This is a genomic window from Pseudomonas sp. FBCC-B1667, assembly GCF_059133255.1.
This window is the reverse complement of the sequence record NZ_CP101437.1, coordinates 4,968,866-4,992,624: the sequence shown is the minus strand read 5'-3', so window position 1 is coordinate 4,992,624 and position 23,759 is coordinate 4,968,866. Positions and strand designations below refer to the sequence as shown.

At 60.1% G+C, this 23,759-nt stretch carries 22 protein-coding genes and 2 pseudogenes; 11 read left to right on the top strand and 13 right to left on the bottom strand.

All coding sequences use genetic code 11. The features are described from left to right. Positions 1-44: 44 nt before the first annotated feature. From NL116_RS23050 to arsC, 3 genes are read right to left on the bottom strand one after another with little or no spacing between them, the layout of a single operon-like run. Positions 45-470 carry a DUF2069 domain-containing protein gene (locus NL116_RS23050; RefSeq protein ID WP_494374177.1) on the bottom strand — a complete coding sequence of 142 codons (426 nt, stop codon included), beginning with the start codon at positions 468-470 and terminating at the stop codon, positions 45-47. Position 471: 1 nt separating this feature from the next. Continuing rightward, positions 472-1,068 (bottom strand): NAD(P)H:quinone oxidoreductase, encoded by a 597-nt coding sequence (gene wrbA, locus NL116_RS23045; RefSeq protein ID WP_027923973.1) that lies wholly within the window; start codon positions 1,066-1,068, stop codon positions 472-474. After that, complete coding sequence (gene arsC, locus NL116_RS23040; RefSeq protein WP_494374176.1) at positions 1,065-1,418, bottom strand: arsenate reductase (glutaredoxin); 354 nt, start codon at positions 1,416-1,418, stop codon at positions 1,065-1,067. Before arsC ends, wrbA begins: the two co-directional genes overlap by 4 nt. A gap of 114 nt (positions 1,419-1,532) precedes the next feature. Here arsC and NL116_RS23035 point away from each other — a divergent pair, with 114 nt between their 5' ends. Continuing rightward, the gene (locus NL116_RS23035; RefSeq protein WP_494374175.1) at positions 1,533-2,000 is read left to right on the top strand and encodes a TlpA disulfide reductase family protein; all 468 of its coding nucleotides are present in this window, start codon (positions 1,533-1,535) and stop codon (positions 1,998-2,000) included. A 61-nt stretch (positions 2,001-2,061) separates the two neighbouring features. Here the strand turns inward: NL116_RS23035 and NL116_RS23030 are convergent, their stop codons facing one another. Then, positions 2,062-2,466: an META domain-containing protein gene (locus NL116_RS23030; RefSeq protein ID WP_494374174.1), complete on the bottom strand. Its 405-nt coding sequence runs from the start codon at positions 2,464-2,466 to the stop codon at positions 2,062-2,064. Continuing rightward, a complete protein-coding gene (locus NL116_RS23025) occupies positions 2,466-2,900 on the bottom strand; it encodes a hypothetical protein (RefSeq protein ID WP_494374173.1) in 435 nt (144 codons plus the stop codon). Before NL116_RS23025 ends, NL116_RS23030 begins: the two co-directional genes overlap by 1 nt. A gap of 134 nt (positions 2,901-3,034) precedes the next feature. On the opposite strand from NL116_RS23025, the gene NL116_RS23020 reads away from it, so the two are divergent. Beyond that, positions 3,035-3,448 carry a hypothetical protein gene (locus NL116_RS23020; RefSeq protein ID WP_494374172.1) on the top strand — a complete coding sequence of 138 codons (414 nt, stop codon included), beginning with the start codon at positions 3,035-3,037 and terminating at the stop codon, positions 3,446-3,448. Positions 3,449-3,454: 6 nt separating this feature from the next. Here the strand turns inward: NL116_RS23020 and NL116_RS23015 are convergent, their stop codons facing one another. Both NL116_RS23015 and NL116_RS23010 read right to left on the bottom strand, forming a co-directional pair. Beyond that, positions 3,455-4,444 carry a 2-hydroxyacid dehydrogenase gene (locus tag NL116_RS23015; protein ID WP_494374171.1) on the bottom strand — a complete coding sequence of 330 codons (990 nt, stop codon included), beginning with the start codon at positions 4,442-4,444 and terminating at the stop codon, positions 3,455-3,457. 75 nt (positions 4,445-4,519) lie between these two features. Further along, positions 4,520-7,276 (bottom strand): response regulator, encoded by a 2,757-nt coding sequence (locus NL116_RS23010; RefSeq protein WP_494374170.1) that lies wholly within the window; start codon positions 7,274-7,276, stop codon positions 4,520-4,522. 215 nt (positions 7,277-7,491) lie between these two features. Between NL116_RS23010 and NL116_RS23005 the strand changes: the two genes are divergently transcribed. The 8 genes and pseudogenes from NL116_RS23005 to NL116_RS22970 all read left to right on the top strand — a co-directional run bounded on the left by NL116_RS23005 (position 7,492) and on the right by NL116_RS22970 (position 16,758). After that, positions 7,492-8,214, top strand: a complete 723-nt coding sequence (locus tag NL116_RS23005; protein ID WP_494374169.1) for a response regulator transcription factor — start codon at positions 7,492-7,494, stop codon at positions 8,212-8,214. After that, a complete protein-coding gene (locus NL116_RS23000) occupies positions 8,201-9,631 on the top strand; it encodes a sensor histidine kinase (protein ID WP_494374168.1) in 1,431 nt (476 codons plus the stop codon). The genes NL116_RS23005 and NL116_RS23000 overlap by 14 nt, the downstream gene beginning before the upstream one ends. Positions 9,632-9,699: 68 nt before the next feature. Further along, positions 9,700-10,494, top strand: a pseudogene (locus NL116_RS22995) (PDDEXK nuclease domain-containing protein); the annotation flags it as partial. A 114-nt stretch (positions 10,495-10,608) separates the two neighbouring features. Next, on the top strand, positions 10,609-11,511 hold the full coding sequence (cysM, locus tag NL116_RS22990; RefSeq protein ID WP_494374167.1) for a cysteine synthase CysM: 903 nt from the start codon (positions 10,609-10,611) through the stop codon (positions 11,509-11,511). Further along, a complete protein-coding gene (gene rlmD / locus NL116_RS22985) occupies positions 11,511-12,863 on the top strand; it encodes a 23S rRNA (uracil(1939)-C(5))-methyltransferase RlmD (protein WP_494374166.1) in 1,353 nt (450 codons plus the stop codon). The genes cysM and rlmD overlap by 1 nt, the downstream gene beginning before the upstream one ends. A 123-nt stretch (positions 12,864-12,986) precedes the next feature. After that, positions 12,987-15,230, top strand: coding sequence for a GTP diphosphokinase (gene relA / locus NL116_RS22980; protein WP_494374165.1), 2,244 nt, complete (start codon positions 12,987-12,989; stop codon positions 15,228-15,230). A 123-nt stretch (positions 15,231-15,353) separates the two neighbouring features. After that, positions 15,354-16,187: a nucleoside triphosphate pyrophosphohydrolase gene (gene mazG, locus NL116_RS22975; protein WP_494378118.1), complete on the top strand. Its 834-nt coding sequence runs from the start codon at positions 15,354-15,356 to the stop codon at positions 16,185-16,187. A gap of 28 nt (positions 16,188-16,215) precedes the next feature. Further along, on the top strand, positions 16,216-16,758 hold the full coding sequence (locus tag NL116_RS22970; RefSeq protein WP_494374164.1) for a DUF2058 domain-containing protein: 543 nt from the start codon (positions 16,216-16,218) through the stop codon (positions 16,756-16,758). 70 nt (positions 16,759-16,828) lie between these two features. On the opposite strand, the gene NL116_RS22965 is transcribed toward NL116_RS22970, so the two are convergent. The 6 genes and pseudogenes from NL116_RS22965 to NL116_RS22940 all read right to left on the bottom strand — a co-directional run. Continuing rightward, complete coding sequence (locus tag NL116_RS22965) at positions 16,829-17,017, bottom strand: hypothetical protein (RefSeq protein ID WP_140667387.1); 189 nt, start codon at positions 17,015-17,017, stop codon at positions 16,829-16,831. Between the two features lie 341 nt (positions 17,018-17,358). Next, positions 17,359-18,579 carry a beta-ketoacyl-ACP synthase I gene (gene fabB, locus NL116_RS22960; protein WP_494374163.1) on the bottom strand — a complete coding sequence of 407 codons (1,221 nt, stop codon included), beginning with the start codon at positions 18,577-18,579 and terminating at the stop codon, positions 17,359-17,361. An 11-nt stretch (positions 18,580-18,590) separates the two neighbouring features. After that, positions 18,591-19,106, bottom strand: coding sequence for a 3-hydroxyacyl-[acyl-carrier-protein] dehydratase FabA (gene fabA / locus NL116_RS22955; RefSeq protein ID WP_008148022.1), 516 nt, complete (start codon positions 19,104-19,106; stop codon positions 18,591-18,593). 247 nt (positions 19,107-19,353) lie between these two features. Then, positions 19,354-21,255 carry an ATP-binding protein gene (locus tag NL116_RS22950; RefSeq protein ID WP_494374162.1) on the bottom strand — a complete coding sequence of 634 codons (1,902 nt, stop codon included), beginning with the start codon at positions 21,253-21,255 and terminating at the stop codon, positions 19,354-19,356. Beyond that, positions 21,252-22,184: an ABC transporter substrate-binding protein gene (locus NL116_RS22945; protein ID WP_494374161.1), complete on the bottom strand. Its 933-nt coding sequence runs from the start codon at positions 22,182-22,184 to the stop codon at positions 21,252-21,254. The genes NL116_RS22950 and NL116_RS22945 overlap by 4 nt, the downstream gene beginning before the upstream one ends. Before the next feature lie 147 nt (positions 22,185-22,331). After that, a pseudogene (locus NL116_RS22940) lies at positions 22,332-22,535 on the bottom strand (hypothetical protein); the annotation flags it as partial. Positions 22,536-22,731: 196 nt separating this feature from the next. Here NL116_RS22940 and NL116_RS22935 point away from each other — a divergent pair. Then, positions 22,732-23,757 carry an NAD(P)H-dependent glycerol-3-phosphate dehydrogenase gene (locus NL116_RS22935; RefSeq protein ID WP_494374160.1) on the top strand — a complete coding sequence of 342 codons (1,026 nt, stop codon included), beginning with the start codon at positions 22,732-22,734 and terminating at the stop codon, positions 23,755-23,757. The last annotated feature ends 2 nt before the right edge of the window (positions 23,758-23,759 follow it).

Here is a 23,759-nt window from a genome sequence, read left to right as displayed (position 1 = left end):
CACAGATCCAGTGCAGGAGTGAGCCTGCTCGCGATAGCGGTCTGTCAGGCGACGCTAATCTCACCTTCGCCCGCAAGCTTGCGATTGAGCTGAAACCGCCACCGCACATACAGCAACGCCGAGCAAAAGACCGCCAGGCTCGCGCCCATCTCCAGCAACCCAAACAGCTGCCGATTCGGGTCATACGCCGCCAGCGCGCCCTTGATGAAATACAGGTTCACCACAAAACACATCCACGAATGCCCACGGGCACTGCCGATGATCATTCCCGGCGCCAGCAACAGCAGCGGCACCAGCTCGATCAGCAGAATCACCCACGGCCGCGCGCCATGCAGGTCGGCAAACACCAGGTAGTAGGCGCACAACAGCCCCACCAGACCGAAAAAGCACAGCAGGCTGACGGCGCGCATCGCACGGACCCGTGGCTCGAGCCACTCAATGGACGGCAGAATCTTCGGCTTCTTGGCCACGTCAGTTCCCCAGCTTTTGCGCAGTCTTGGCCAAGCGCAGGCCTAAGGCCCGGCACAGCGCCACTTCATGTTCATTCAAACCGCTTTTGCCATCGGCCCCGGCGTGATGACTGGCGCCGTACGGCGTGCCGCCACCACGGGTTTCCAGCAACGCCGACTCGCTGTAAGGCAGGCCGGTGATCAGCATGCCGTGGTGCAGCAGCGGCAACATCATCGACAACAACGTGGTTTCCTGGCCGCCGTGCAGGCTCGCGGTCGAGGTGAACACGCCCGCCGGCTTGCCCACCAGTGCGCCGGTCAGCCACAGGTTGCTGGTGCCGTCGAGGAAATATTTGAGCGGCGCGGCCATGTTGCCGAAACGGGTCGGGCTGCCCAGGGCCAGGCCCGCGCAGTTCTTCAGGTCGTCGAGGCTGGCGTACAGCGCACCTTCGTCCGGAATGTCCGGCGACACGGCTTCGCATTCGGTGGAGATCGCCGGCACGGTGCGCAGGCGCGCTTCCATCCCGGACTGCTCGACGCCTCGGGCAATCTGTCGGGCCATTTCATTGGTCGAGCCGCTGCGGCTGTAATACAGAACCAGAATGTACGGCGCGCTCACGGCAGCAACTCCAGGATTTGCTCTGGAGGACGGCCGATCACGGCTTTGTCGCCGACTTCGAGAATCGGGCGCTCCATGAGTTTTGGATGAGCCGCGATGGCCGCGATCAATTGCGCTTCGCTCAGGCGGGTGTCGGCGAGGTTGAGGGTTTTGTACTCCTCCTCACCTGTGCGCAGCAATTGCCGGGCGCTGAGGCCGAGCTTGCTCAGCAATCCCTGGATTTGCGCGGCGTCCAGCGGGGTTTCGAGGTAGCGGACCACGGTCGGGGTCAGGCCACGGGCTTCGAGCAGTTCGAGCGCACCGCGGGATTTCGAGCAGCGCGGGTTGTGATAAAGCGTCAGATCGGTCATGTGCGGGTCGCTTCTTGCGTAAAGTGGCGGCTATTCTAACTGTGCAGCGCGCAATCCAGAACCTTGCGAGGCGATGGGTCGCAGGCGCATTCAATTTCGAGCAAGGATTACAACATGACAAGGCGACTGGCAGCGGCATTGGCGATTTTCGGGGTGTTGATGCTGGGGGGCTGCGGCAATGACTATGGCGTCGACCAGAACGGCCAGAAAGTTGCCTCCGAGCGCCTCGACAAACGATGGGTGGTGCTTAATTACTGGGCTGAATGGTGTGGCCCTTGCCGGACCGAGATCCCACAGCTGAACGCGTTGTCCGATCAATTGAAAGAAAAGAAGATCGGCGTGTTCGGGGTCAACTTCGACAACGTGCAGGGTGAAGAGCTCAAGAGCGCCAGCGAGAAACTGGGGATCACGTTCACGGTACTGGCTTCAGACCCGGCCGATCTTTTTGAACTGCCACGCAGTGAGGCCCTGCCGGTGACGTACATCATCGATAACAAGGGCAAGGTTCGCGAACAACTGATGGGCGAGCAGACGGCGGCGGGAGTGATGGCGAAGCTTGAGGCGTTGCAGGCAGTCAAGTGATGTTCGATCGTTCCCACGCAGAGCGTTGGAACGATCATCTACTTGGCCGCAAACAAGGGTATCAACCCTCTTCAAGCCACCAACGCAACGGCTTGCCTTCGGCCGGCCAGAAGCGCATTTGTTCGATTGGCGAAATGTCCCAGCGCTGCACGCCTTCCAGCGCCTGCAAGAAACGTTTTTCCTGCTCCATGACCGCTGGCGCGCACAGCTTGCGGGTGCTGCCGATCTGGCCGAAGCTCAGCTTGTCGCCGTCCAGGGTGTACGGCGCGAACCAGTGGTTGCAGCCGCCGTTGCCATAGGCGCGGCCGTCGTCACCCAGGGTGATGGTCAGGTGGCTGTAGTCCATCAACGGACGTTCGCCGATCCATTCCAGAATGTAGCTACGGTTTTGTTGCAGTTGCACCGGCTCGGCGGCGCAGCCCAACAGGCTGGCACCGACCAGGGAGGTCAGGGCGAGGCGTTTCATCACACGGGCTCCTGGCATTTCGGGCACAGGTGTTTCTCACCGACGGTGGCCCAGCCCAACTCGGCAATGCGCGCGGTGGCAGCCGGCTTTTCAGCCTTGTTGCCGAGTTTGGCGTCGACCGCGAACTCAAAGCTCAGCGCTTTGGCGCAGCTGTCGCAATTGACTTCCCAGGTGTGGATTCCCAACTCGCCGAACACCGGCCCACTGCTCACCGCGACCCATTGGCCGGGCGGGTTGATCAAGTGGCGAACCGTTTCGACGGTCAGGCGCATGGACAAGTCCTTGCTGCCTTTGAGGGTCACTACCAGCACGTCGCCAATCCGGATCGAGCCGCCGTTGCCGGTGACTTGATAACGCCCCGGCACGAGGGCGCGGCATTCGGTGAGGGTGTGTTGCGGGCTCATCAGGGTGTAGCGGAAATCGTGTTCGACCATGGGTCCTCCAAATATGCGCGGTATGCTATCACGGGCCTGCACGCAGGATGGGGCGGGGAGATGACCTTCGATCAGGTTCAAAAAACCTATCGACTCATGGCACACTGCCGCTTTTACACCTCTAGGGAATGGAAATGGCGCTAATCAAGTGTTATGAGTGCAAGCAAAGCATCAGTTCCACGGCGCCTGCTTGCATTCACTGCGGTGCGCCGGCGGCAACGGTGCAAGCGGCCACTTCGACAGCCGCGCCTGTGCAGGCACCGCTTTCTTTCGGGCGCTTGCCGGAAGACGAGAAAGTGGCGAGGGTGACACCGGCTGCGTTCGGACGTAAGCGAAGAGCTCAGGTTGAAACCGAAGTTTCAGTACCGGCAGCGGCTCCGACACCCACGTTGAACGGGCCGCGTCCGGTAGAGCTCTGGTTGAAGCTGATGATTTTCTTCCTGCCGCCGTTTTTTGTCTGGTTCCTGCTGCGTCGCGGGCATTCCGTGGGGCAGCGCTTGCTGGGTTTCGGCTGGCTTGGGCTGATGATCCTGTTGTCCAAAGCCTGAGAGAAATCAGCCCTCGACCCGGTTCTGCGGCGTTCCGGCGGCCCAGGCGCCGATGTTCTGCAAGGTCGTCGCGGCAATCGCGCCCAGGGCTTCACGGGTCAGGAAGGCCTGGTGCGCAGTGATGATCACATTCGGAAAGGTCAGCAGCCGCGCCAGCACATCATCCTGCAGCGGCAGGTCCGAGCGGTCTTCGAAAAACAGCTGCGCCTCCTCTTCATACACATCCAGCCCCAGATAACCCAATTGGCCGTCTTTCAAGGCGTCGATCAGCGCCGGGGTGTCCACCAGACCGCCACGCCCGGTGTTGATCAGCATTGCGCCGGGTTGCATGTGCGCCAGTGATTCGCGGTTGATCAGGTGCTTGCTCTGCTCGTTGAGCGGGCAATGCAGGCTGATGATCTGCGATTCGGCGAGCAGTTCCGGCAAACTCAAATAGCGAGCGCCGAGGGCTTCGACCTGCGGATTGGGGAACGGATCGTAAGCGAGCAACTGGCAGCCGAAACCGTTCATGATCTTGGCGAACGTTGCGCCGATCTGCCCGGTGCCGACCACGCCGACGGTCTTGCCCACCAGATCGAAGCCGGTCAAGCCGTGCAGGCTGAAGTCACCTTCACGGGTGCGGTTGTAGGCGCGGTGCAAGCGGCGGTTGAGCGCCAGGATCAGCGCCACCGCATGCTCGGCCACGGCGTGTGGCGAATAGGCCGGGACGCGCACGATCGCAAGGCCCAGACGTTTCGCCACCGCCAGGTCGACATGGTTGTAACCGGCCGAACGCAGGGCGATCAGGCGCGTACCGCCTGCGGCAAGACGTTCCAGCACCGGGGCGCTGAGGTCGTCATTGATAAAGGCGCAGACCACGTCGTGATGTTCGGCCAGCGCAACGGTGTCGAGACTCAGCCGCGCCGATTGAAAGTGCAATTCGATGCCGGCAGGCCGCTCGGCGCCCAGAAAACTGTCGCGGTCGTAGGTCTGGCTGCTGAAAACAATCGTGCGCATGAATCCTCCTGGATAACTCGGCCAAGCTTTATGTTACAGCTTAGCGCTGACGGTGATCTGCGCCGTTGCGCTGAATCAAGCGTTGATTCGGGCATGCGCGGCCAGTCGATTGATCGCCCGGTCGAGGTCTTCCAATGCGCCGGGTGCTTTCGGGTCCAGTTGCTTGAGCAGAGTTTCACTGCGCTGGCAGGCCGCGCGCAGTTGCGGGACGCCGCAATAACGGGTCGCCCCGTGCAAGCGATGGACCCGTTCGATCAATGCATTCTGGTCGTTGCTTTCCCGGGCAACGCGAATGGCTTCGCGGTCGGCTTCAAGCGAGGCCAGCAACATCGCCAGCATGTCCGCCGCCAGATCCGCCTTCCCCGCCGCCAGGCGCAAACCTTCCTCGGGGTCGAGCACCTGCAAGTCATGCACGCCGCCGTGGCTGTCACTGGAACGCTCCGGCCCGTGGTTACGCAGGGCCAGGCCTGTCCACTTCAGCACCACCTGTGCCAGTTGGCGTTCGCTGATGGGTTTGGTCAGGTAATCGTCCATGCCGCTTTGCAGCAGTGCGCGTTTTTCATTGGCCATGGCGTGAGCAGTGAGGGCGACGATCGGCAACGGTGTGCAATGCCGCTCGCTTTCCCACTGACGAATCGCTTCGGTGCTTTGGCGTCCGTCCATGCCGGGCATTTGCACGTCCATCAGCACCAGGTCGAAGGTTTCGTTGTGCACCGCCTTGACCGCCGCGTAACCGCTTTCAACCGCGAGCACCTTGGCGCCCATGTCTTCGAGCAGGGTTTGCACCAGCAACAGGTTCGCCGGGTTGTCGTCGACGCACAGCACCTTCGGCGCTCGGCTCGACACCGGTTCGCCGGGTTCGCTGCGCTGCTGGCGCGGGTTGACCAGATCGGACAAGGCCCGACGCAGTTTGCGCGTGCAGGCCGGTTTGGCCTGAAGCTGACTGTGCGGGTTCGGCACCGAGAGATGGAACAGTGTCTGCTCGGTGGTCGGGCACAGCACCAGGACTTTGCAGCCCAGGTGTTCGAGGTCCCAGATGTGTTGGTTGAGACGCTCTGGCGGCATGTCGTTGCTGGTGATGCCGAGCACTGCCAGATCGATAGCCTGATCGGTCTGATGCGCGCCGGTCACGCCATTGGTCAGGCTTTCCAGGGTATTGAACGGGGTGACGCTCAGGCCGCAATCTTCCAGTTGATGCTGCAAGGCCTGCCGCGCCAGCTCATGGTTTTCCAGCACCGCCACGCGGCGTCCAAGCAGGGGAGGGCCGGGCAGGTCTTCGGCGTCATCGCGGGTCTTGGGCAGACTCAGACTGATCCAGAACTCGGAACCTTCCCCCGGTGTACTGTCGACACCAATCTCACCGCCCATTTGTTCAATCAGTCGCTTGGAAATCACCAACCCCAGCCCCGTGCCGCCGGGTTGCCGGGACAACGAGTTGTCGGCCTGGCTGAAGGCCTGGAACAGCGCGCGCACGTCCTGGCTCGACAGGCCGATGCCGGTGTCCTGAATGCTGATGCGCAGTTGCACGCTGTCTTCGTGTTCTTCTTCGAGCATCGCTCGGGCGACGATCGTGCCTTCGCGGGTGAACTTGATGGCGTTGCTGACCAGATTTGTGAGGATCTGCTTGAGTCGCAGCGGGTCGCCGACCAGCGACAACGGCGTGTCGCGATACACCAGACTCACCAGCTCCAGCTGTTTGGCGTGGGCGGCCGGGGCAAGGATGGTCAGGGTGTCCTGCAGCAAGTCGCGCAGGTTGAACGGAATATTGTCGAGCACCAGTTTGCCGGCCTCGATTTTCGAGAAGTCGAGGATCTCGTTGATGATCCCCAACAGGCTGTCGGCGGATTTTTCGATGGTGCCCAGGTAGTCGAGCTGGCGCGGCGTCAGTTCGCTTTTTTGCAGCAGGTGGGTGAACCCGAGAATGCCGTTGAGGGGCGTGCGGATTTCATGGCTCATGTTGGCCAGGAACTCGGATTTGATCCGGCTCGCTTCCAGGGCTTCCTTGCGTGCCAAGTCCAGCTCGATGTTCTGGATCTCGATGGTTTCCAGGTTCTGACGAACGTCTTCGGTGGCCTGATCGACGCTGTGTTGCAATTCTTCCTGCGCGTTTTGCAGGGTGCCGGCCATGCGGTTGATGCCGGACGCCAGTTCATCCAGTTCCTGGCTGCCAAGGGGGGGCAAGCGGGTTTCCAGGTGACCGTCCTTGAGTTGCGCCACCGCCAGTTTGATCTGGCTGATCGGCCGATTGATGGTTCGGCCCATGCGCAGGGCCAGCAGCGCCGCGCCGGCCAGACCAGCGGCAATCATCATCAGGCTGGCAAACAGGCTGCGGTAACCGCGCAGCAACATGCCGTTGTGCGAAAGCTCGATTTCGACCCAGCCCAGCAGGCGGTCGGCTTCGTCGGGAATCAAGTCGCCGGCCAGGTTGCGGTGTTTGCCGAATACCGGCAGCAGATAACGCGTCGCATCGTTGCCGCTGCGACGCAGCATCTGCGAACCGTTGCCCAGTGGCGGCGCCTGATTGAGCATGGTCGGGCCGGCGTGGGCTACCGGTGTGCGGTCGGGGGCGAGGAAGGTCACTGCGCGCACGTCTGCTGTTTCCAGCGACTGGGTGGCGATGCGTTCGAGCAGATCATTGTCCTTGTGAGCCATGGCCGGGGCCACCAGTGGTGCAAGCTGCTCGGCAATCATTTCGCCGCGCTGCATCAGTTGGGATTGCAGGTCGGATTGCTGCATCCAGGTGAAATAGCCGCCCAGGACCAAGGCCATCAAAGTGGTCGGCAACAGGGTCAGCAACAGCACGCGGCCTTTAATTCCCAGTTTCTTGAGCACGCATCTCTCCTGCATCCAGCGATTGATTGACCTGCGGGTACATCCGGTACGCGCCACCCGGGCAGTGTAGCGATTTGCAGGCAGGCAATCTTCGTAAAATTGATGTCGTCATTCGTCGGCCGGCGAGCTGCTTTTGCGTCTTGGGCGAACCTTGGGTTGCCCATCGGCAGGCAATCTTGAATAATCGCTCAACTGAGAATTATTTGCAGATACTGATGACTCCCATCCCGATTGGCTGTCCCCGAATCCTTTCCATCGAAGACGACCTCGTGCTCGGTGCTTATGTGCACGAGCATTTGGGCCGTTGCGGTTTTCAGGTGACCTGGTGCCAGAACGGCCAGGAAGGCCTGGCCATCGCGCGCCAGCAAGCCTTTGATGTGGTGCTGATGGATATCCTGCTGCCGGGCCTGGACGGGCTTAATGTGTTGACGCAGTTGCGCCAGAGCCACGCCACGCCGGTGGTGCTGATGTCGGCACTGGGGGCCGAGGAGGATCGTATCAGCGGCTTTCGCCTGGGCGCCGATGACTACCTGCCAAAGCCCTTCAGCATGGCCGAGTTACGCGTGCGCATCGAAGCGATCCTGCGGCGGGTGGCGCTCGACCGTCGACCGACACCGCAGCCGTTGGCGTGTGAGGTGCACAGCCTGCGGTTCGACGATGAACGGTGTGAGGTTTTCCATGGCGAGCATGCCGCCGGCCTGACTCGCAGCGAATATCGGTTGCTGGAAACGCTCAATCGCAATGGCGATGAAGTGTTGAGCAAAGCCTTCCTTTATCAGCATGTGCTGCAACGGGGTTACGCCGCCCATGACCGCAGTCTCGATATGCACATCAGTCAGATCCGCCGCAAACTCAAAGGCATCGGCTATATCGAGCGCGAAGTGCGTACGGTCTGGGGCAAGGGTTATGTCTTGAGTGCTGCCGATGAAATGGTCTGATCTCCCGGGACGGCACTCGCTGTTCTGGAAACTGGCCTGTTTACTGATGGCGTTTTGTCTGCTGATGATCTGGCTGAGTTGGTCCTGGGGTCGGTACATGGAACAGAAAAACCTGTTCCTGTCCGACGAAGCCCGGGGCACGCTGACCCGATACGCCGCCGAAGCCGAGCAAGCCTGGAATCAGCGCCAGAGTGCTGGCGTCGATGTCTGGCTGCAGGGTGTCGGCAAGCGCGAGTCGACGTGGATCGGTGTCATCGGCGGCGATTTGCAATCGTTGAGCAGCTATCCGCTGACGGACAAGGAAGTTCAGCGCCTGACCTTTTTGCGCGGTCTCGATTGGCCCACCAGTCGTCATACCCAAGGCCTGCCATGGCTTAGGATCCCTTTTCCCGACGACCCGACAGCCGGCAGTCTGGTGATCGAGTTGCCCCAACGTTTTGTTCCGGGTCAATACCGGGTGTTCTGGCGCGTGATCACCAACGGCATCATTCCGGGGTTGTTCACACTGCTGTTATGCGTTGTCCTGTATCGACTGCTGGTCGTGCCGTTGAACAGTTTGCGCGAACAGGCCAATGCCTGGCGCGCGGATCAGTTGAACGTACGCCTGTCGAGCAGCACCACCAATCGCGCGGATGAGCTCGGCGAACTGGGCCGGGCCTTCGATCACATGTCCGAGCGCCTGCAAAGCACCGTGGCGCTGCAACAACAATTGCTGCGCGACCTGTCCCACGAACTGCGCACACCGTTGAGCCGCTTGCGGGTGGCCAGCGAAAGCGAACAGGGGCTGACGGCGTTGCGCGAACGCATCGGTCGGGAAGTCGATGGCATGCAGCGTCTGGTGGAAGACACCTTGCAACTGGCCTGGCTCGACACCGAGCGCTCACCGTTGCCCGACGAGGCGATCCAGATTCAGGCGCTGTGGGAGATGCTCACGGAAAATGCCTGCTATGAAAGCGGCTGGCCCATCAGTCAATTGCGCTGCACGGTGGACTCGTCGTGCTGGGTGCGCGGCAACCTCAACACCTTGGCCCAGGCACTGGAAAACATCCTGCGCAACGCCATTCGTCACTCACCCGAGGGCGGTGTGGTGATTCTGGGCGGGCTGCGCAATGGCGATTTCTGGCATGTTTGGCTGGAAGATGAGGGTGGCGGGGTGGCTGAGGCTGATCTTGAGCGGATCTTCTGCCCCTTCATTCGGCTCGACGGCTCGCGACCGGGGGATGGCGGGTTCGGGTTGGGGTTGAGCATTGCGAGGAATGCGGTGCGGCGTCAGGGTGGGCAGCTTTGGGCTGAGAACACCGGGGTTGGGTTGCGGCTGAATATGCGGTTGGTGGCAGAAGTTGATGGTGTGAATGATGACGCCATCGCGAGCAAGCTCGCTCCCACAGTGGAGGTGTGTCGCCCACAAGTGGCGTGATCAATACAGTTCCCCATGTAGGAGTGAGCCTGCTCGCGATGAGGCCCTCCCAGCCACCAAAAAGCCGGGTTGGTTTTACCCGGCGTAATCTGTTCCGTATGCGCCAATTCTACGAGGCTTACCGGGGAGATGAGAAAGTGTCAGCACTGCTGACACAATTACCCTGGACCCACAACTTGCTCATTCTGAGTCAGAGCAAACGCCCCCAAGAGCGTGAGTTCTATTTGCGCCTTGCGGTCCAGGAAAAGTGGTCGACGCGAGAATTGGAGCGTCAGTTCAAGACCGCACTTTTCGAGCGAAGCGTGGCTCAACCGGCAAAAACCTCTTCGGTGCTTAAACAAACTCACCCAGCAGCGCTTGAGATTTTCCGCGACGCCTACATGCTCGAGTTTCTCGACCTGCCGGGTGGCCATGCCGAAACTGATCTGCATAAAGGGTTACTGGTACGCCTCAAAGATTTCCTGAGCGAGCTCGGCCGCGATTTCTGCTTTGTCGGTTCTGAATACCCACTGCAAGTTGGTAGTCGTGATTTTGCTCTGGATTTATTGTTCTATCACCGCGGCCTCAATTGCCTGGTGGCCATAGAGCTAAAGGTGGGGCGATTTGAGTCGGAGTATTTGGGCAAGCTGGACTTTTATCTGGAAGCGTTGGATCGCAATGAGCGCAAACCCCACGAAAACCCCTCCATCGGCGTATTGCTCTGCGCCAGTAAAGAGGACGAGGTGGTCGAATATGCGCTTAACCGCAGTCTGTCGCCTGCACTGATCGCCGAGTATCAAGTCCAGCTACCGGACAAGCAGTTCTTGCAGGCCAAATTGCATGAGTTCTATGCATTGAATATCGCGCAAACAGAGGAATCCTGAACCTGCTCAAGCTGCTTATTCCCATAAGCCATAAGCACCGCACTTTGCGTGATATGGCCTGCGAACGTTTGCCGGTATGATAGGCGCCCCCGCAGTCTGGATTGCGAATACGCCATGACCTTGCAGTACCCAACCATCGCCGATTGCGTCGGCAACACTCCGCTGGTCCGTTTGCAGCGCCTGCCCGGCGCCACCAGCAACACCCTTTTGCTCAAGCTCGAAGGGAATAACCCGGCGGGTTCGGTCAAGGACCGTCCGGCGCTGTCGATGATCACCCGCGCCGAGTTACGCGGGCAGATCCACGCCGGCGACACGCTGATCGAAGCCACCTCCGGCAACACCGGGATTGCTTTGGCGATGGCCGCCGCGATCAAGGGTTACAAGATGATCCTGATCATGCCGGACAACTCCAGCGCCGAACGTAAAGCCGCAATGACGGCCTATGGCGCCGAGTTGATCCTGGTCACCCAGGAAGAAGGCATGGAAGGCGCCCGCGACCTCGCTCAGCGAATGGAAGCCGAAGGCCGTGGCAAGGTGCTGGACCAGTTCGCCAACGGGGATAATCCGGAGGCGCACTACACCACCACTGGCCCGGAAATCTGGCGACAGACCGAGGGCACCATCACCCATTTCGTCAGTTCGATGGGCACCACCGGCACCATCATGGGTGTCTCGCGGTACTTGAAAGAGCAGAACGACGGCGTGCAAATTGTCGGCTTGCAACCGATGGAAGGCTCGGCGATTCCGGGCATCCGTCGCTGGCCTCAGGAGTACCTGCCGAAGATTTATCAGGCGGATCGTGTCGACCGTATCGTCGACATGGCGCAAAGCGAAGCCGAGGATGTGACCCGTCGTCTGGCCCGGGAAGAAGGCATCTTCTGTGGTGTGTCCTCGGGCGGTGCAGTGGCAGCAATGCTGCGCCTGTCCAAGGAAGTTGAAAACGCGGTGATCGTCGCGATCATCTGCGACCGTGGCGACCGTTACTTGTCGACCGGCATTTTCGACGCTGCCAACTGATGGCCAAGCACGAGAGAGGCCTGCGCTTCCAACCCACGGGCGGCAGCAAGGCCCCACAGATTCCGACCGGCAAAAAGCAGCGTTTGAGCATCGAGCGCCTGGCCAATGACGGTCGTGGTATCGCTTTTTTCGAAGGTCGCACCTGGTTCGTCATCGGCGCATTGGCCGGTGAAAACGTCGAGGCGCGGGTGTTGGGCGCCCATGGCAAAGTGGTCGAGGCGCGCACCGAGCGCGTGTTCCAGGCCAGCGAACTGCGTCGCCCGGCACCGTGTCCGCACGCTGGTCGCTGTGGCGGCTGCAGCGTGCAACATTTGCCTCATTCTGAACAACTCGCCCTGAAACAACGCATGCTCGCCGAGCAACTGTCGAAGGTCGCCGGTGTCGAACCGCAAGAGTGGGCAGCGCCGTTGAGCGGTCCGGAATTCGGTTACCGCCGTCGCGCCCGTGTGGCGGTGCGTTGGGACATGAAAGCGAGAAAACTCGACGTCGGATTCCGCGCAGCAGGCAGTCAGGACATCGTCGCAATCAACGAGTGCACGGTGCTGGTACAGCCCTTGCAGCCGATCATGACCGGCTTACCGGAGATACTCCGTCGCTTGAGCAAACCTCAGGCGCTGGGGCATGTGGAATTGTTCAGCGGTTCGTCATTGGCCGTGTTGCTGCGGCACATGGCGCCGTTGTCTGACGCCGACATGACCCTCCTCAAGGATTTCTGCGCTCTCCATGAAGCCCAATTGTGGCTGCACGGGGAAGGCGAACCGCAACCGGTCGAGGCCGATGCGTCGCTGGGTTATCGCCTTGCACAGTGGGACCTGAATCTGGCCTACCGGCCAGGGGATTTCATTCAGGTCAATGCCGGGGTCAACGAAGCGATGATTGCCCAGGCGCTGGACTGGCTGAATCCGCAGGCGGATGAGCGGGTTCTGGATTTGTTTTGTGGCTTGGGTAACTTTGCATTGCCGCTGGCCAAGGCCGTTCGCGAAGTCGTGGCGGTGGAAGGTGTGCAGGCCATGGTCGAGCGCGCTGCCGCGAACGCGGCTAGCAATAATCTGCATAACGCGAAGTTTTTTCAGGCCGATTTATCCCAGCCTTTGACCGATGCCGAATGGGCGCGCGAAGGCTTTTGTGCGGTACTCTTGGACCCACCGCGTGACGGTGCTTTCGAGGCCGTGCGCAAGCTGGCGTCCCTGGGTGCCAAGCGGTTGGTGTACGTGTCGTGCAACCCGGCAACGCTGGCGCGCGACACGGTTGAATTGATCAAGCAGGGCTACCGGTTAAAACGTGCCGGGATTCTCGATATGTTTCCTCAAACGGCACATGTCGAGGCCATGGCGTTATTTGAAGCGAGCTAGGACGGCTCGTCTGGTCCGACTGTCCCGCCCGTGCCGCGCTCGCATGAGCCCCGCGAGCGCAAGCGGGCAACGAAGGTCAGCGATTTGACGCATTGAATCTGCGTCGTAGGGAAGGTAAGCAAGATGGTACAGGTGAGAGCACACCAGCCGATCAATACAGACGGCAGTATCAATCTCGAGGCTTGGCTCGATCATGCGGTCAGTGTCGATCCGGCACTGGATCGCGAAGCCTTGAAGGAAGCGTGCGAGTTCGCTCGTACCTCTGAACAGCAGGCCAATGCGGCGAAGAATCTCTGGTCCGAAGGGACGTCGAGTTTCCGCACGGGCCTTGAGATCGCCGAGATTCTCGCCGACCTCAAACTCGATCAGGATTCACTGGTCGCCGCGATCTTGTACCGCGGCGTGCGCGAAGGGCAGATCTTGTTGCCTGCGATCAGCCAGCGCTTCGGTCCGGTGGTGGCCAAGCTCATCGACGGCGTGCAACGCATGGCGGCGATCAGCGACAGCCTGAGCCCGCGTAAATCCCTGGTGCTGGGCACTCAGGGCCAGGTCGAAAACCTGCGCAAAATGCTGGTCGCCATGGTCGACGACGTGCGCGTCGCACTGATCAAGCTTGCAGAACGCACCTGCGCGATTCGAGCAGTGAAAACCGCTGACGACGAAAAACGCAATCGCGTCGCCCGTGAAGTCTTCGACATTTATGCGCCCCTCGCGCACCGGCTCGGTATCGGTCACATCAAGTGGGAACTGGAGGACTTGTCCTTCCGTTACCTGGAGCCTGACCAGTACAAGCAGATCGCCAAGTTGCTGCATGAACGGCGTCTGGATCGCGAGCGTTTCATCGCCGACGTGATGAGCCAGCTGAAAAACGAATTGCAGGCCACCGGCGTCGATGCCGACATCAGCGGCCGGGCGAAACACATCTATTCGATCTGGCGCAAAATGCAGCGCAAGGGTCTGGAATTCAGCCAGATCTACGACGTGCGCGCGGTTCGCGTGCTCGTGCCGGAAATGCGCGATTGCTACACCGCCCTCGGCATCGTCCACACCCTGTGGCGTCACATTCCGAAAGAATTCGACGATTACATCGCCAACCCGAAAGAGAACGGCTACCGCTCGCTGCACACTGCAGTGATCGGCCCCGAGGGCAAGGTGCTGGAAGTGCAGATCCGCACCCACGCCATGCACGAGGAAGCCGAGCTGGGCGTATGCGCGCACTGGCGCTACAAGGGCACCGACGTCAAATCCGGCTCCAACCACTACGAAGAGAAAATCTCCTGGCTGCGTCAGGTCCTCGAGTGGCACGAAGAGCTGGGCGATATCGGCGGCCTGGCGGAACAGCTGCGGGTTGATATCGAGCCGGATCGGGTTTACATCTTCACCCCGGACGGTCACGCCATCGACTTGCCCAAAGGCGCGACGCCGCTGGACTTTGCGTACCGCGTGCACACCGAAATCGGCCATAACTGCCGTGGCGCGAAGATCAACGGCCGGATCGTGCCGCTCAACTACAGCCTGCAAACCGGTGAGCAGGTCGAGATCATCACCAGCAAGCACGGTACCCCGAGCCGCGACTGGCTGAACCCGAACCTGGGTTACATCACCACCTCGCGGGCGCGGGCGAAGATTGTCCACTGGTTCAAATTGCAGGCCCGCGATCAGAACGTCGCGGCCGGTAAAACACTGCTCGAGCGCGAACTCAATCGCCTTGGCCTGCCGGCGGTAGACTTCGACAAGCTGGCCGACAAGGCCAACATGAAGACTGCCGAGGACATGTTTGCAGCGTTGGGCGCCGGTGATTTGCGCCTGGCGCAACTGGTGAACCTGGCGCAGCAACTGGTCGAGCCGGAGCGCGGCAACGAACAGCTGGAGCTGATCCCGCGCAAAGCCACCGGCTACAAACCGGGCAAGCGTGGCGACATCCAGATCCAGGGCGTCGGCAACCTGATGACGCAAATGGCCGGCTGCTGCCAGCCGTTGCCGGGCGACGCCATCGTCGGTTACATCACCCAGGGCCGCGGTGTGAGCATTCACCGCCAGGACTGCGCCTCGGTGCTGCAACTGGGCGGGCGTGAACCTGAGCGGATCATCCAGGTCAGCTGGGGCCCGGTGCCGGTGCTCACGTACCCGGTGGACATTATCATTCGGGCCTACGACCGTTCCGGCTTGTTGCGTGACGTCTCACAGGTGTTGCTCAACGAGCGGATCAACGTGCTGGCGGTCAACACCCGCTCGAACAAAGAGGACAACACCGCGCTGATGTCCCTGACCATCGAGATTCCGGGGCTGGACGCGCTGGGGCGGTTGCTGGGACGGATTTCCCAGTTGCCGAACATCATCGAAACCCGCCGTAACCGGACGCCTTGAGATGATCAATGTAGGAGTGAGTCTGCTCGCGATAGCGGTGTATCAGTCACGATTGATGCTGACTGATACGCCCCCATCGCGAGCAGGTTCACTCCTGCAGGGTTTTGTGGTGAGAGATAAATGATGTACAGCCTTGAAGACCTGCTGCACCTGATGAACCGACTGCGCGACCCGCAGTTCGGTTGCCCGTGGGACATCAAGCAAACCTACGCCACCATCGTCCCGCACACCCTTGAGGAAGCCTACGAAGTCGCTGACGCCATCGAGCGCGGTGACTTCGATCACTTGCAGGGTGAGTTGGGGGATTTGCTGTTCCAGGTGGTTTATTACAGCCAGCTGGCGCGGGAAGAAGGGCGCTTCGAGTTTGCCGGCGTGATCGACAGCATCACCCGCAAGCTGATCCGTCGCCATCCTCACGTGTTTCCCACCGGTGATCTGTATGCGCCCATGGACATCCCGCGCCTGAGTGAAGAGCAGGTCAAGCAGCGCTGGGAAGCGATCAAGGCCGAGGAGCGCGCCGAGAAATCTGCCGCGCCGCAACAACTGTCCTTGCTTGACGATGTGCCTGCCGCGTTGCCGGCGTTGTCTCGTTCCGCCAAGTTGCAGAAGCGCGCCGGTCAGGTCGGTTTCGACTGGCCGGACGCCTTGCCGGTGCTGGACAAAGTTCGCGAAGAACTCGATGAGGTGCTCGAAGCGATGGCCGACAATGACTCGGCGGCGATTGCCGATGAAATCGGTGACTTGCTGTTTTCCGTTGTCAACCTGGCGCGTCATCTCAAGGTTGATCCGGAAACCGCGTTGCGTGGCGCCAACAGCAAATTCGAAAGACGCTTCCGTTTTATCGAACAGGCATTGCGCGAGACCCACCGTCCCATAGAAGATTGCACCCTCGAAGAGTTGGACGCCCTGTGGGGCGAAGCCAAACGTCAGGAAAAGAATTTGACCAGCTGCGGTTGAGCAGTTGCCTAAGTGAGAAACAAGCACCATGAGCATTTCCCTTCGCGACCAGTTGCTCAAAGCAGGGCTGGTCAACCAGAAGCAGGCCAAACAGGTCGGCAAAGAGAAGCAGAAACAACAGCGCCTGGCCCACAAAGGCCATATTGAACTGGATGACTCGCAGCAGCGCGCGGCGCAGGAAGCGAAGGCCGAGAAGGTCAAGCGCGACCAGGAACTGAACCGTCAACAGCAGGAAAAGGTCGAGGCCAAGGCGCGCGCCGCGCAGATCAAGCAATTGATCGAAGTCTCGCGCCTGCCGAAGTTGATCACCGAGGATTACTACAACTTCGTTGATGACAAGAAGGTCAAGCGCATCTGCGTCAACACGCTGATGCGTAATCAGCTCAGCAATGGTTTCCTGGCCATCGTGCATCACGCGGGCGGTTACGAAGTGATCCCGCGTGAAGCGGCGCTGAAGATCCAGGAACGCGATCCTCAGCGCATCGTGCAGATGAATGTGAAGACGGAAGAAGTGGCTTCCGAGGACGATCCGTACGCGGCCTATCAGATTCCGGATGATCTGATGTGGTAAGCCGCTAACGGCTGCAACAACGACAAACCCCGCTGGTCGCGGGGTTTGTCGTTTTCAATGCTGTAGTTGCTTATGCGGAGCGCAACGCCCTTTGCTGCTCCAATGTTTCCAGTTCGGATTTGTAGTTATGCGCGTCAGTCTCGGAGTGAAACATCCCCACCAGCAGGTCTTGTTGGTGGACGTCCCAAATGCGGATACCGGCGGCTACACCCTCGTGGGATTTATGTGAATCGTCGCGTTCAGTTACTTTGACAGTCATCTGCTAGCTCCAATCTCAATTACCTGCACCAAGGCGTGTGCAGGTCTTTGTTATACGTTTTGTTAGTTTGCTAAGTAAATGCTCGGGATAGTTAACGAACAGTTGCCGATTCTGTAAAAGTCCTGCAGTCCGCGTAATACGCGACATTTGGTCGCATGACGTTGAGTTTTATGACAAAAGCTTCATGTTCGTGAATCACCAAATCGCCGGTTTTGCACGACCTTTGTAATAGCAGGCTTCGCCAACTGCTGCAGGAACTGCGGTGAATTCACTTTATCCAGGCACAAAAAAACGCCCCGAACCAGTCGGGGCGTTTTTGTGTACGGCGAAACGGCGAGGTATTACTTACCTTCCCAACGCTTCAGTACGAGCGTGGCGTTGGTGCCACCGAAACCGAAGCTGTTGCTCATCACGGTGTTGATGGTAGCGTTTTCGCGAGTCTTGGTCAGGATCGGCATGTCTGCCACTTCCGGGTCCAGTTCGTCGATGTTGGCGGAACCCGCCATGAAGTTGCCTTCCATCATCAGCATGCAGTAGATCGCTTCGTGAACGCCGGCGGCGCCCAGGGAGTGACCCGACAGGCTCTTGGTGGAGCTGATGGCCGGGGCCTTGTCGCCAAACACTTCACGCACACCTTTCATTTCCGCGACATCGCCGACCGGAGTCGAGGTGCCGTGGGTGTTCAGGTAGTCGATCGGAGTATCGACGGTGGACATGGCCATCTGCATGCAGCGGATGGCGCCTTCACCGCTTGGGGCGACCATGTCATAGCCGTCGGAGGTCGCGCCGTAGCCAACGATTTCCGCGTAGATCTTCGCGCCACGGGCCAGAGCGTGTTCCAGCTCTTCGACGACGACCATGCCGCCACCGCCTGCGATGACGAAACCGTCACGCTTGGCGTCGTAGGCACGGGAAGCTTTTTCCGGGGTTTCGTTGTACTGGCTGGACAGTGCGCCCATGGCGTCGAACAGGAACGACTGGCTCCAATGCTCTTCTTCACCGCCGCCGGCGAACACGATGTCCTGCTTGCCCATCTGGATCTGTTCCATGGCGGTACCGATGCAGTGAGCACTGGTGGCGCAGGCAGAAGCGATGGAGTAGTTCAGGCCCTTGATCTTGAACGGGGTGGCCAGGCAAGCGGAAACGGTGCTGCTCATGGTCCGCGTAACACGGTACGGGCCAACGCGCTTCACGCCTTTCTCGCGCAGGATGTCCAGCGCTTCCATCTGGTTCAGCGTGGAGGCGCCACCGGAACCGGCGATCAGGCCGGTACGCGGGTTGGAGACTTGCTCATCAGTCAGACCGGAGTCGGTGATGGCGTCTTTCATGGCCAGGTAGGCGTAAGCCGCTGCGTGGCCAACGAAGCGATAGATCTTGCGATCGATCAATTCTTCGAGGGGAAGGTCGATGGAGCCGGAAACCTGGCTACGCAGACCCATTTCGGCATATTCCGGGTTGAACCGGATGCCAGGGCGACTTGCACGCAGGTTAGCGGAGACGGTCTCTTTGTCATTGCCCAGGCACGAAACGATGCCCAGACCAGTGATAACGACGCGGCGCATGCGGATAACCCTTAGAAGTTGTCAGTGGAGGTGAAAACGCCGACCCGAAGGCCTTCGGCGGTGTAGATCTCGCGGCCGTCGACGCTGACCGAACCGTCGGCAATGGCCAGGTTCAGTTTGCCTTTCAACACGCGCTTGATCTGAATGTTATAGGTGACTTTCTTGGCGGTCGGCAGGACCTGGCCGAAGAACTTCACTTCGCCCGAACCCAGCGCACGGCCACGGCCCGGCAAGCCTTGCCAGCCGAGGAAGAAGCCGACCAGTTGCCACATGGCGTCAAGGCCCAGGCAGCCTGGCATCACAGGATCGCCTTCAAAGTGGCAGGCGAAAAACCACAGGTCCGGAGTGATATCCAGCTCGGCGACCAATTCACCTTTGCCGTACTTGCCACCCTCGGCACTGATATGGGTGATGCGATCCACCATCAGCATGTTCGGGGCGGGCAGTTGTGCGTTACCTGGGCCGAACAGCTCACCGCGACTGCAGCGCAGCAGGTCTTCCCGAGTAAAGGCGTTTTGTTGGGTCATGCGAGCTCCTCAATAGTCCCATGCGGCAGGGTGGGGCAAATCTCCCGGCCGATCGAGGCGTTCATGCCTCGAGTCAGCAGCCTACTCATAGACTATTGCGTTGTGGTGAAAGTCACAGCGCCAAGGACATGAATGTACACTTGTGCACTGAAATTATTATTCAAGCCCCTTTTCGGGCCTGTTCGGGTGCCTAAGACTGCCGCACTTTCGCCTTTCACGCCAGTCGCAGATGGTCGAAAGGCCTGTACTACTGCACCCAGCGCTGCAGAATTTGCTGCAAATCAGTTCGTTTGAACGGCTTGGCCAAGTAATCGTTCATGCCCGCCGACAAACAGGCTTCGCGATCACCCTGCAACGCATTGGCGGTCAGAGCGATGATCGGCAAGTCCGCACAGCCGGGTAATTGGCGAATCTGTCGGGTCGCCTCGTAGCCGTCGATGATCGGCAATCGACAGTCCATCAGGATTGCTTCAAAAATCAGACTCTCGGCGCTGCGCACAGCTTGCGCGCCATCGCTCGCGACGCTGACAGTAAAGCCCAGGCTGCGCAACATTGCTTCGATGACGGTCTGGTTGACCGGGTTGTCTTCGACCAGCAGCAAATTGCGCCCCGCGCCATTGTCATTGTCGGTCTGCGTCCTGGATGTCAGCACCGGCAGCGACTGTTTATAGAGTGCCAGCGGGATTTCCAGGGTAAAAACCGAACCCAGGCCTTCTTCGCTCTTCGCGCGCAAGGTACCGCCCATGCGTTCCGCCAGGGTGCGGGCGATCGGCAGGCCCAGGCCGGTGCCACCGTAACGTCGTGAAATGGAATTGTCGGCCTGCTGGAAGGCATTGAACATCAGCTCCAGGCTTTCAGCGGAGATTCCGATGCCGCTGTCGCGTACGGTGCAGGTGAACCACAGCAGTTCGTGATCCAGCGATTGCCACTGCGATTCGATGCTGACGCGGCCATGCTCGGTGAACTTCAAGGCATTGCCGACCAGATTGACCAGAATCTGCCGAATGCGCGTTGGATCGCCTTGGACCTGAAGGGTGCGCATGTCCTCAGGGATCAGCAGATGCAGATCGAGCCCGCGTTGCGCCGCGCTGTGCTGGAACGATTGGGCGCAACTGACGATCAGGTCCGCGAGATTGAACGGGATGTGCTCCAGTTCCAGCTCCGACCGCTCGATGCGCGAGAAGTCGAGAATGTCGTTGATGACCTTGAGCAAATGTTCGGTGGACTCCGAGGCCAGCGCCGCGTATTCGATCTGCTCTTCGGTCATGTCGGTGGTTTCCAGCAATTGCAGCATGCCGAGTACGCCATTCATCGGCGTGCGCAGCTCATGGCTCATCATCGCCAGGAAATCAGACTTGGCGTTGTTGGCCTTTTCCGCTTCCTCGCGTGTCTGGATCAACTGCGCCATGGCCTGATGCTGTTCGCGACTGGCTTGTTCAAGGCCGCTGGCAAGGTTGTTGATGTGTTGCGACAGCGCGCCCAACTCAGTGTCATCGACAATCGGCAAGGGTCGTGTGTAATCGCCTTCCTGGATCGCCTTCACCGCGTTGCCAATGTCGCGGATCGGTTGCGACAGGCTGCCCGCCAGGCGTCGCGCTACCAGAAAAGTGAACAGCAGGGCGAAGAGGGCGAGGATCGCGGCTTTCAACAGGATTTCCTGCTGACGCTGGTTGAAGGCGTCATTCGACAGACCGACGATCACCCGGCCCAGGTAGTCCTCGGAGGGACCGATGCTCGCGGTTTTGGCGCCCTGGAAAAAATCATTGGTGAGCGCGATCTGCTGCAACCGCACCGGTGCTTGAAACACTTCGACCTGCTGCGAGCGCCGGTGGGTTTCCGACGGTTGTTCAACGTACACCAGAATCCGGTTGGCGTTGTCCTGGACCTCCAGGAAACGCACGTTCGGTGTGGCGAGTGTCGCCTTGAGCAGGCTTTCCAGCACCTCGTTATTTCCGGAAATCACTCCGTACTCGGTGGCGGGCGCCAACTGGTTGGCGATCAATTGCCCGGTGTGATTGATCTCCTGACGCAGGTCCTGAATTCGTACGACGGTAAAAAAGCTGATTAATAGCAGCGTCAACAACAGGGCAGGGCCAAGGCTGATTATCTGCGTTCGGGTGCTGATGTCCCAAGGGCGCCGGAAGGTCATGGGCGGCTTTCTCCTTCAGCCAGCTGCAGGGCGGCAGACGCGTCATCAATCTGCTCAATGCCTAATGAACGAGCCACTTGCGGGTTACTTGAGACTTTGAAGTGTTGCGGGTAGAGCGCGCGCGGCCAGCTCGCCGGTGGCAGATCGAGCAATTCGTCGAGCACCTGCAGCCAGTCGCCCTGATCGCTGTACGTGCTGGCCAGGCTGCCGGCCTTGACGAACGCGGCATTCGGGCCGATCAAGGCCAGTTGTCGGGAATAACTGCTCAATAGCAGGTTTTTCGCGGTTCTCGGGTTGTACAGGTCGGGATCGTCGAGGCCCAGCAGCACGTCGCAGTTTTTCAGCAAGTCCTGCAAGGGACGACTGTCATGGGTGTTGTCCCAGCGCTCGGCAACCACATCAAGCGTTTCCCCCAGGGCGGCCAGACGCATTTCTTTCAACAGAAACTCACTGTGACCGTCATACAGCACGCCAACCCGCCGTGCCTGGGGCAGGATCAGTCGAGTCAGGCGCAATTGCCGATCCAGGGGCGGATCACTCCAGAGCAGGCTGAGGCTCGGCGGGAATTTCACGCCGAAACGTTGTTGGGCCTGCAGGCGACTGATGCGCATTACCAGCGTCGCCGGCCCTTGGGTTTCTTGTTGGCGCCAGTCGAGGCTCGGCAGATCCAGCAGAATCAGACGCGTGGCGGCGGGCAGTGTGCCTGGCGAGGGGAGACTCGCCAGTGGCTGGAAATGCACGTTGTCGGCCGGACGCATTTCGCTCAGCGCGCGGACGAAGGATTGCACGCCGGGGCTATCTTCGGTGCCCGTCAACAGAATGTCTGCAGCCTGTATCGGCAGGGCGCCGAGCAGGCAGCCAGCCGCCAGGCACAACCGGGCCAGCAGACGGCCCAGTGGCGGCGATTTCCATGACAGGCAACGGCGCATTTAAAACGTCAGCTCCGCGCTGACATAAACCACGCGACGCTCATCGCCGTTGTTGTCGACGAAGGGGGTGGGTTGGTTGTCCAGGCGCTGCTGAAGGATTTCGGCCTGTTCCAGATTGGCCTTGCCAAGGCCGATGCGTTTGGCGATGCGGGCGCCGCTGGCGTTGATCCATTCGCGGTCAATCACCGTCATGCTCCCCGGAACCGCCGCCGGCGATTGCTTCAGGCGCGTCGCCGTGAGCACTTGCGGGAGCGGTTCGTTGTCGAGGAACAAGTCGTCGGCCAGCAAGGACGGGCTGAACATCAGCGCCAGGACCCGCGGCGAGCGAGGTGAGGGAGAACCAGGCGACACGGCATACCCTTGATCGTGAGGAGTTGGCGCGCATGTTAACCGAGCGCAGTCACTTTTCCATTCACGATGCCGGCATTTTCCTTGGATTTATTGGTCTTCTTCCTACAAGTGTCGGTAATTGATGCGGGGGCTGGCCGCCACGGGGGCGCTCCGTATAATGCCGACATCGCCACTGGTATGGATTAACGGATTGCATATGACTGAACAGCGCCCAATTGCGGTCCTGGGAGGCGGAAGTTTTGGTACCGCCGTGGCTAATCTGCTGGCCGAAAACGGGCATCAGGTCCGGCAGTGGATGCGTGACCCCGAACAGGCCGAGGCCATTCGGGTCAACCGCGAGAACCCGCGTTACCTCAAAGGCATCAAGATTCTCCCGGCGGTAGAACCGGTGACCGACCTGCAAGCCACGCTGGACGCCTGCGACCTGTGTTTCGTCGCGTTGCCCTCCAGTGCCCTGCGCTCGGTTTTGGTCCCGCACGCCTCTCAGTTGAGCGGCAAGCTGCTGGTCAGCCTGACCAAAGGCATCGAAGCCCACACCTTCAAACTGATGAGCGAGATCCTCGAGGAAATCGCCCCGCAAGCGCGCATCGGCGTGCTGTCCGGTCCGAACCTGGCCCGTGAAATCGCCGAGCACGCGTTGACCGCCACCGTGGTCGCCAGTGAAGACGAAGAGCTGTGCCAGCGGGTTCAGGAAGCGCTGCACGGCCGGACCTTTCGCGTGTACGCCAGCGCCGACCGCTTCGGCGTCGAGTTGGGCGGGGCGCTGAAAAACGTCTACGCGATCATTGCCGGCATGGCCGTGGCGCTGGGTATGGGCGAAAACACCAAGAGCATGCTGATCACCCGTGCGCTGGCGGAAATGACGCGTTTTGCGGTGAATCAGGGCGCCAACCCGATGACCTTTCTTGGACTTGCCGGGGTGGGCGATTTGATCGTCACCTGCTCGTCGCCGAAAAGCCGTAACTACCAGGTCGGGTTCGCCTTGGGCCAAGGCCTGAGCCTGGAGGATGCGGTCACGCGTCTGGGGGAAGTCGCCGAAGGTGTGAACACGCTTAAAGTACTCAAGGCGAAGGCTCAGGAGGTGGGCGTTTATATGCCGCTGGTCGCTGGGCTGCACGCGATCCTGTTCGAAGGGCGCACGCTTAATCAAGTGATTGAGCTGTTGATGCGCGGCGAACCGAAAACCGATGTCGACTTTATTTCCACCAGCGGTTTCAACTGACC

Coding starts and splice junctions, on each gene's coding strand:
- arsC (WP_494374176.1), bottom strand. CDS start 1,418: ATGACCGATCTGACGCTTTATCACAACCCGCGCTGCTCGAAATCCCGC.
- NL116_RS23035 (WP_494374175.1), top strand. CDS start 1,533: ATGACAAGGCGACTGGCAGCGGCATTGGCGATTTTCGGGGTGTTGATG.
- NL116_RS23030 (WP_494374174.1), bottom strand. CDS start 2,466: ATGAAACGCCTCGCCCTGACCTCCCTGGTCGGTGCCAGCCTGTTGGGC.
- NL116_RS23025 (WP_494374173.1), bottom strand. CDS start 2,900: ATGGTCGAACACGATTTCCGCTACACCCTGATGAGCCCGCAACACACC.
- NL116_RS23020 (WP_494374172.1), top strand. CDS start 3,035: ATGGCGCTAATCAAGTGTTATGAGTGCAAGCAAAGCATCAGTTCCACG.
- NL116_RS23015 (WP_494374171.1), bottom strand. CDS start 4,444: ATGCGCACGATTGTTTTCAGCAGCCAGACCTACGACCGCGACAGTTTT.
- NL116_RS23005 (WP_494374169.1), top strand. CDS start 7,492: ATGACTCCCATCCCGATTGGCTGTCCCCGAATCCTTTCCATCGAAGAC.
- NL116_RS23000 (WP_494374168.1), top strand. CDS start 8,201: ATGAAATGGTCTGATCTCCCGGGACGGCACTCGCTGTTCTGGAAACTG.
- cysM (WP_494374167.1), top strand. CDS start 10,609: ATGACCTTGCAGTACCCAACCATCGCCGATTGCGTCGGCAACACTCCG.
- rlmD (WP_494374166.1), top strand. CDS start 11,511: ATGGCCAAGCACGAGAGAGGCCTGCGCTTCCAACCCACGGGCGGCAGC.
- relA (WP_494374165.1), top strand. CDS start 12,987: ATGGTACAGGTGAGAGCACACCAGCCGATCAATACAGACGGCAGTATC.
- mazG (WP_494378118.1), top strand. CDS start 15,354: ATGTACAGCCTTGAAGACCTGCTGCACCTGATGAACCGACTGCGCGAC.
- NL116_RS22970 (WP_494374164.1), top strand. CDS start 16,216: ATGAGCATTTCCCTTCGCGACCAGTTGCTCAAAGCAGGGCTGGTCAAC.
- NL116_RS22965 (WP_140667387.1), bottom strand. CDS start 17,017: ATGACTGTCAAAGTAACTGAACGCGACGATTCACATAAATCCCACGAG.
- fabB (WP_494374163.1), bottom strand. CDS start 18,579: ATGCGCCGCGTCGTTATCACTGGTCTGGGCATCGTTTCGTGCCTGGGC.
- fabA (WP_008148022.1), bottom strand. CDS start 19,106: ATGACCCAACAAAACGCCTTTACTCGGGAAGACCTGCTGCGCTGCAGT.
- NL116_RS22950 (WP_494374162.1), bottom strand. CDS start 21,255: ATGACCTTCCGGCGCCCTTGGGACATCAGCACCCGAACGCAGATAATC.
- NL116_RS22945 (WP_494374161.1), bottom strand. CDS start 22,184: ATGCGCCGTTGCCTGTCATGGAAATCGCCGCCACTGGGCCGTCTGCTG.
- NL116_RS22935 (WP_494374160.1), top strand. CDS start 22,732: ATGACTGAACAGCGCCCAATTGCGGTCCTGGGAGGCGGAAGTTTTGGT.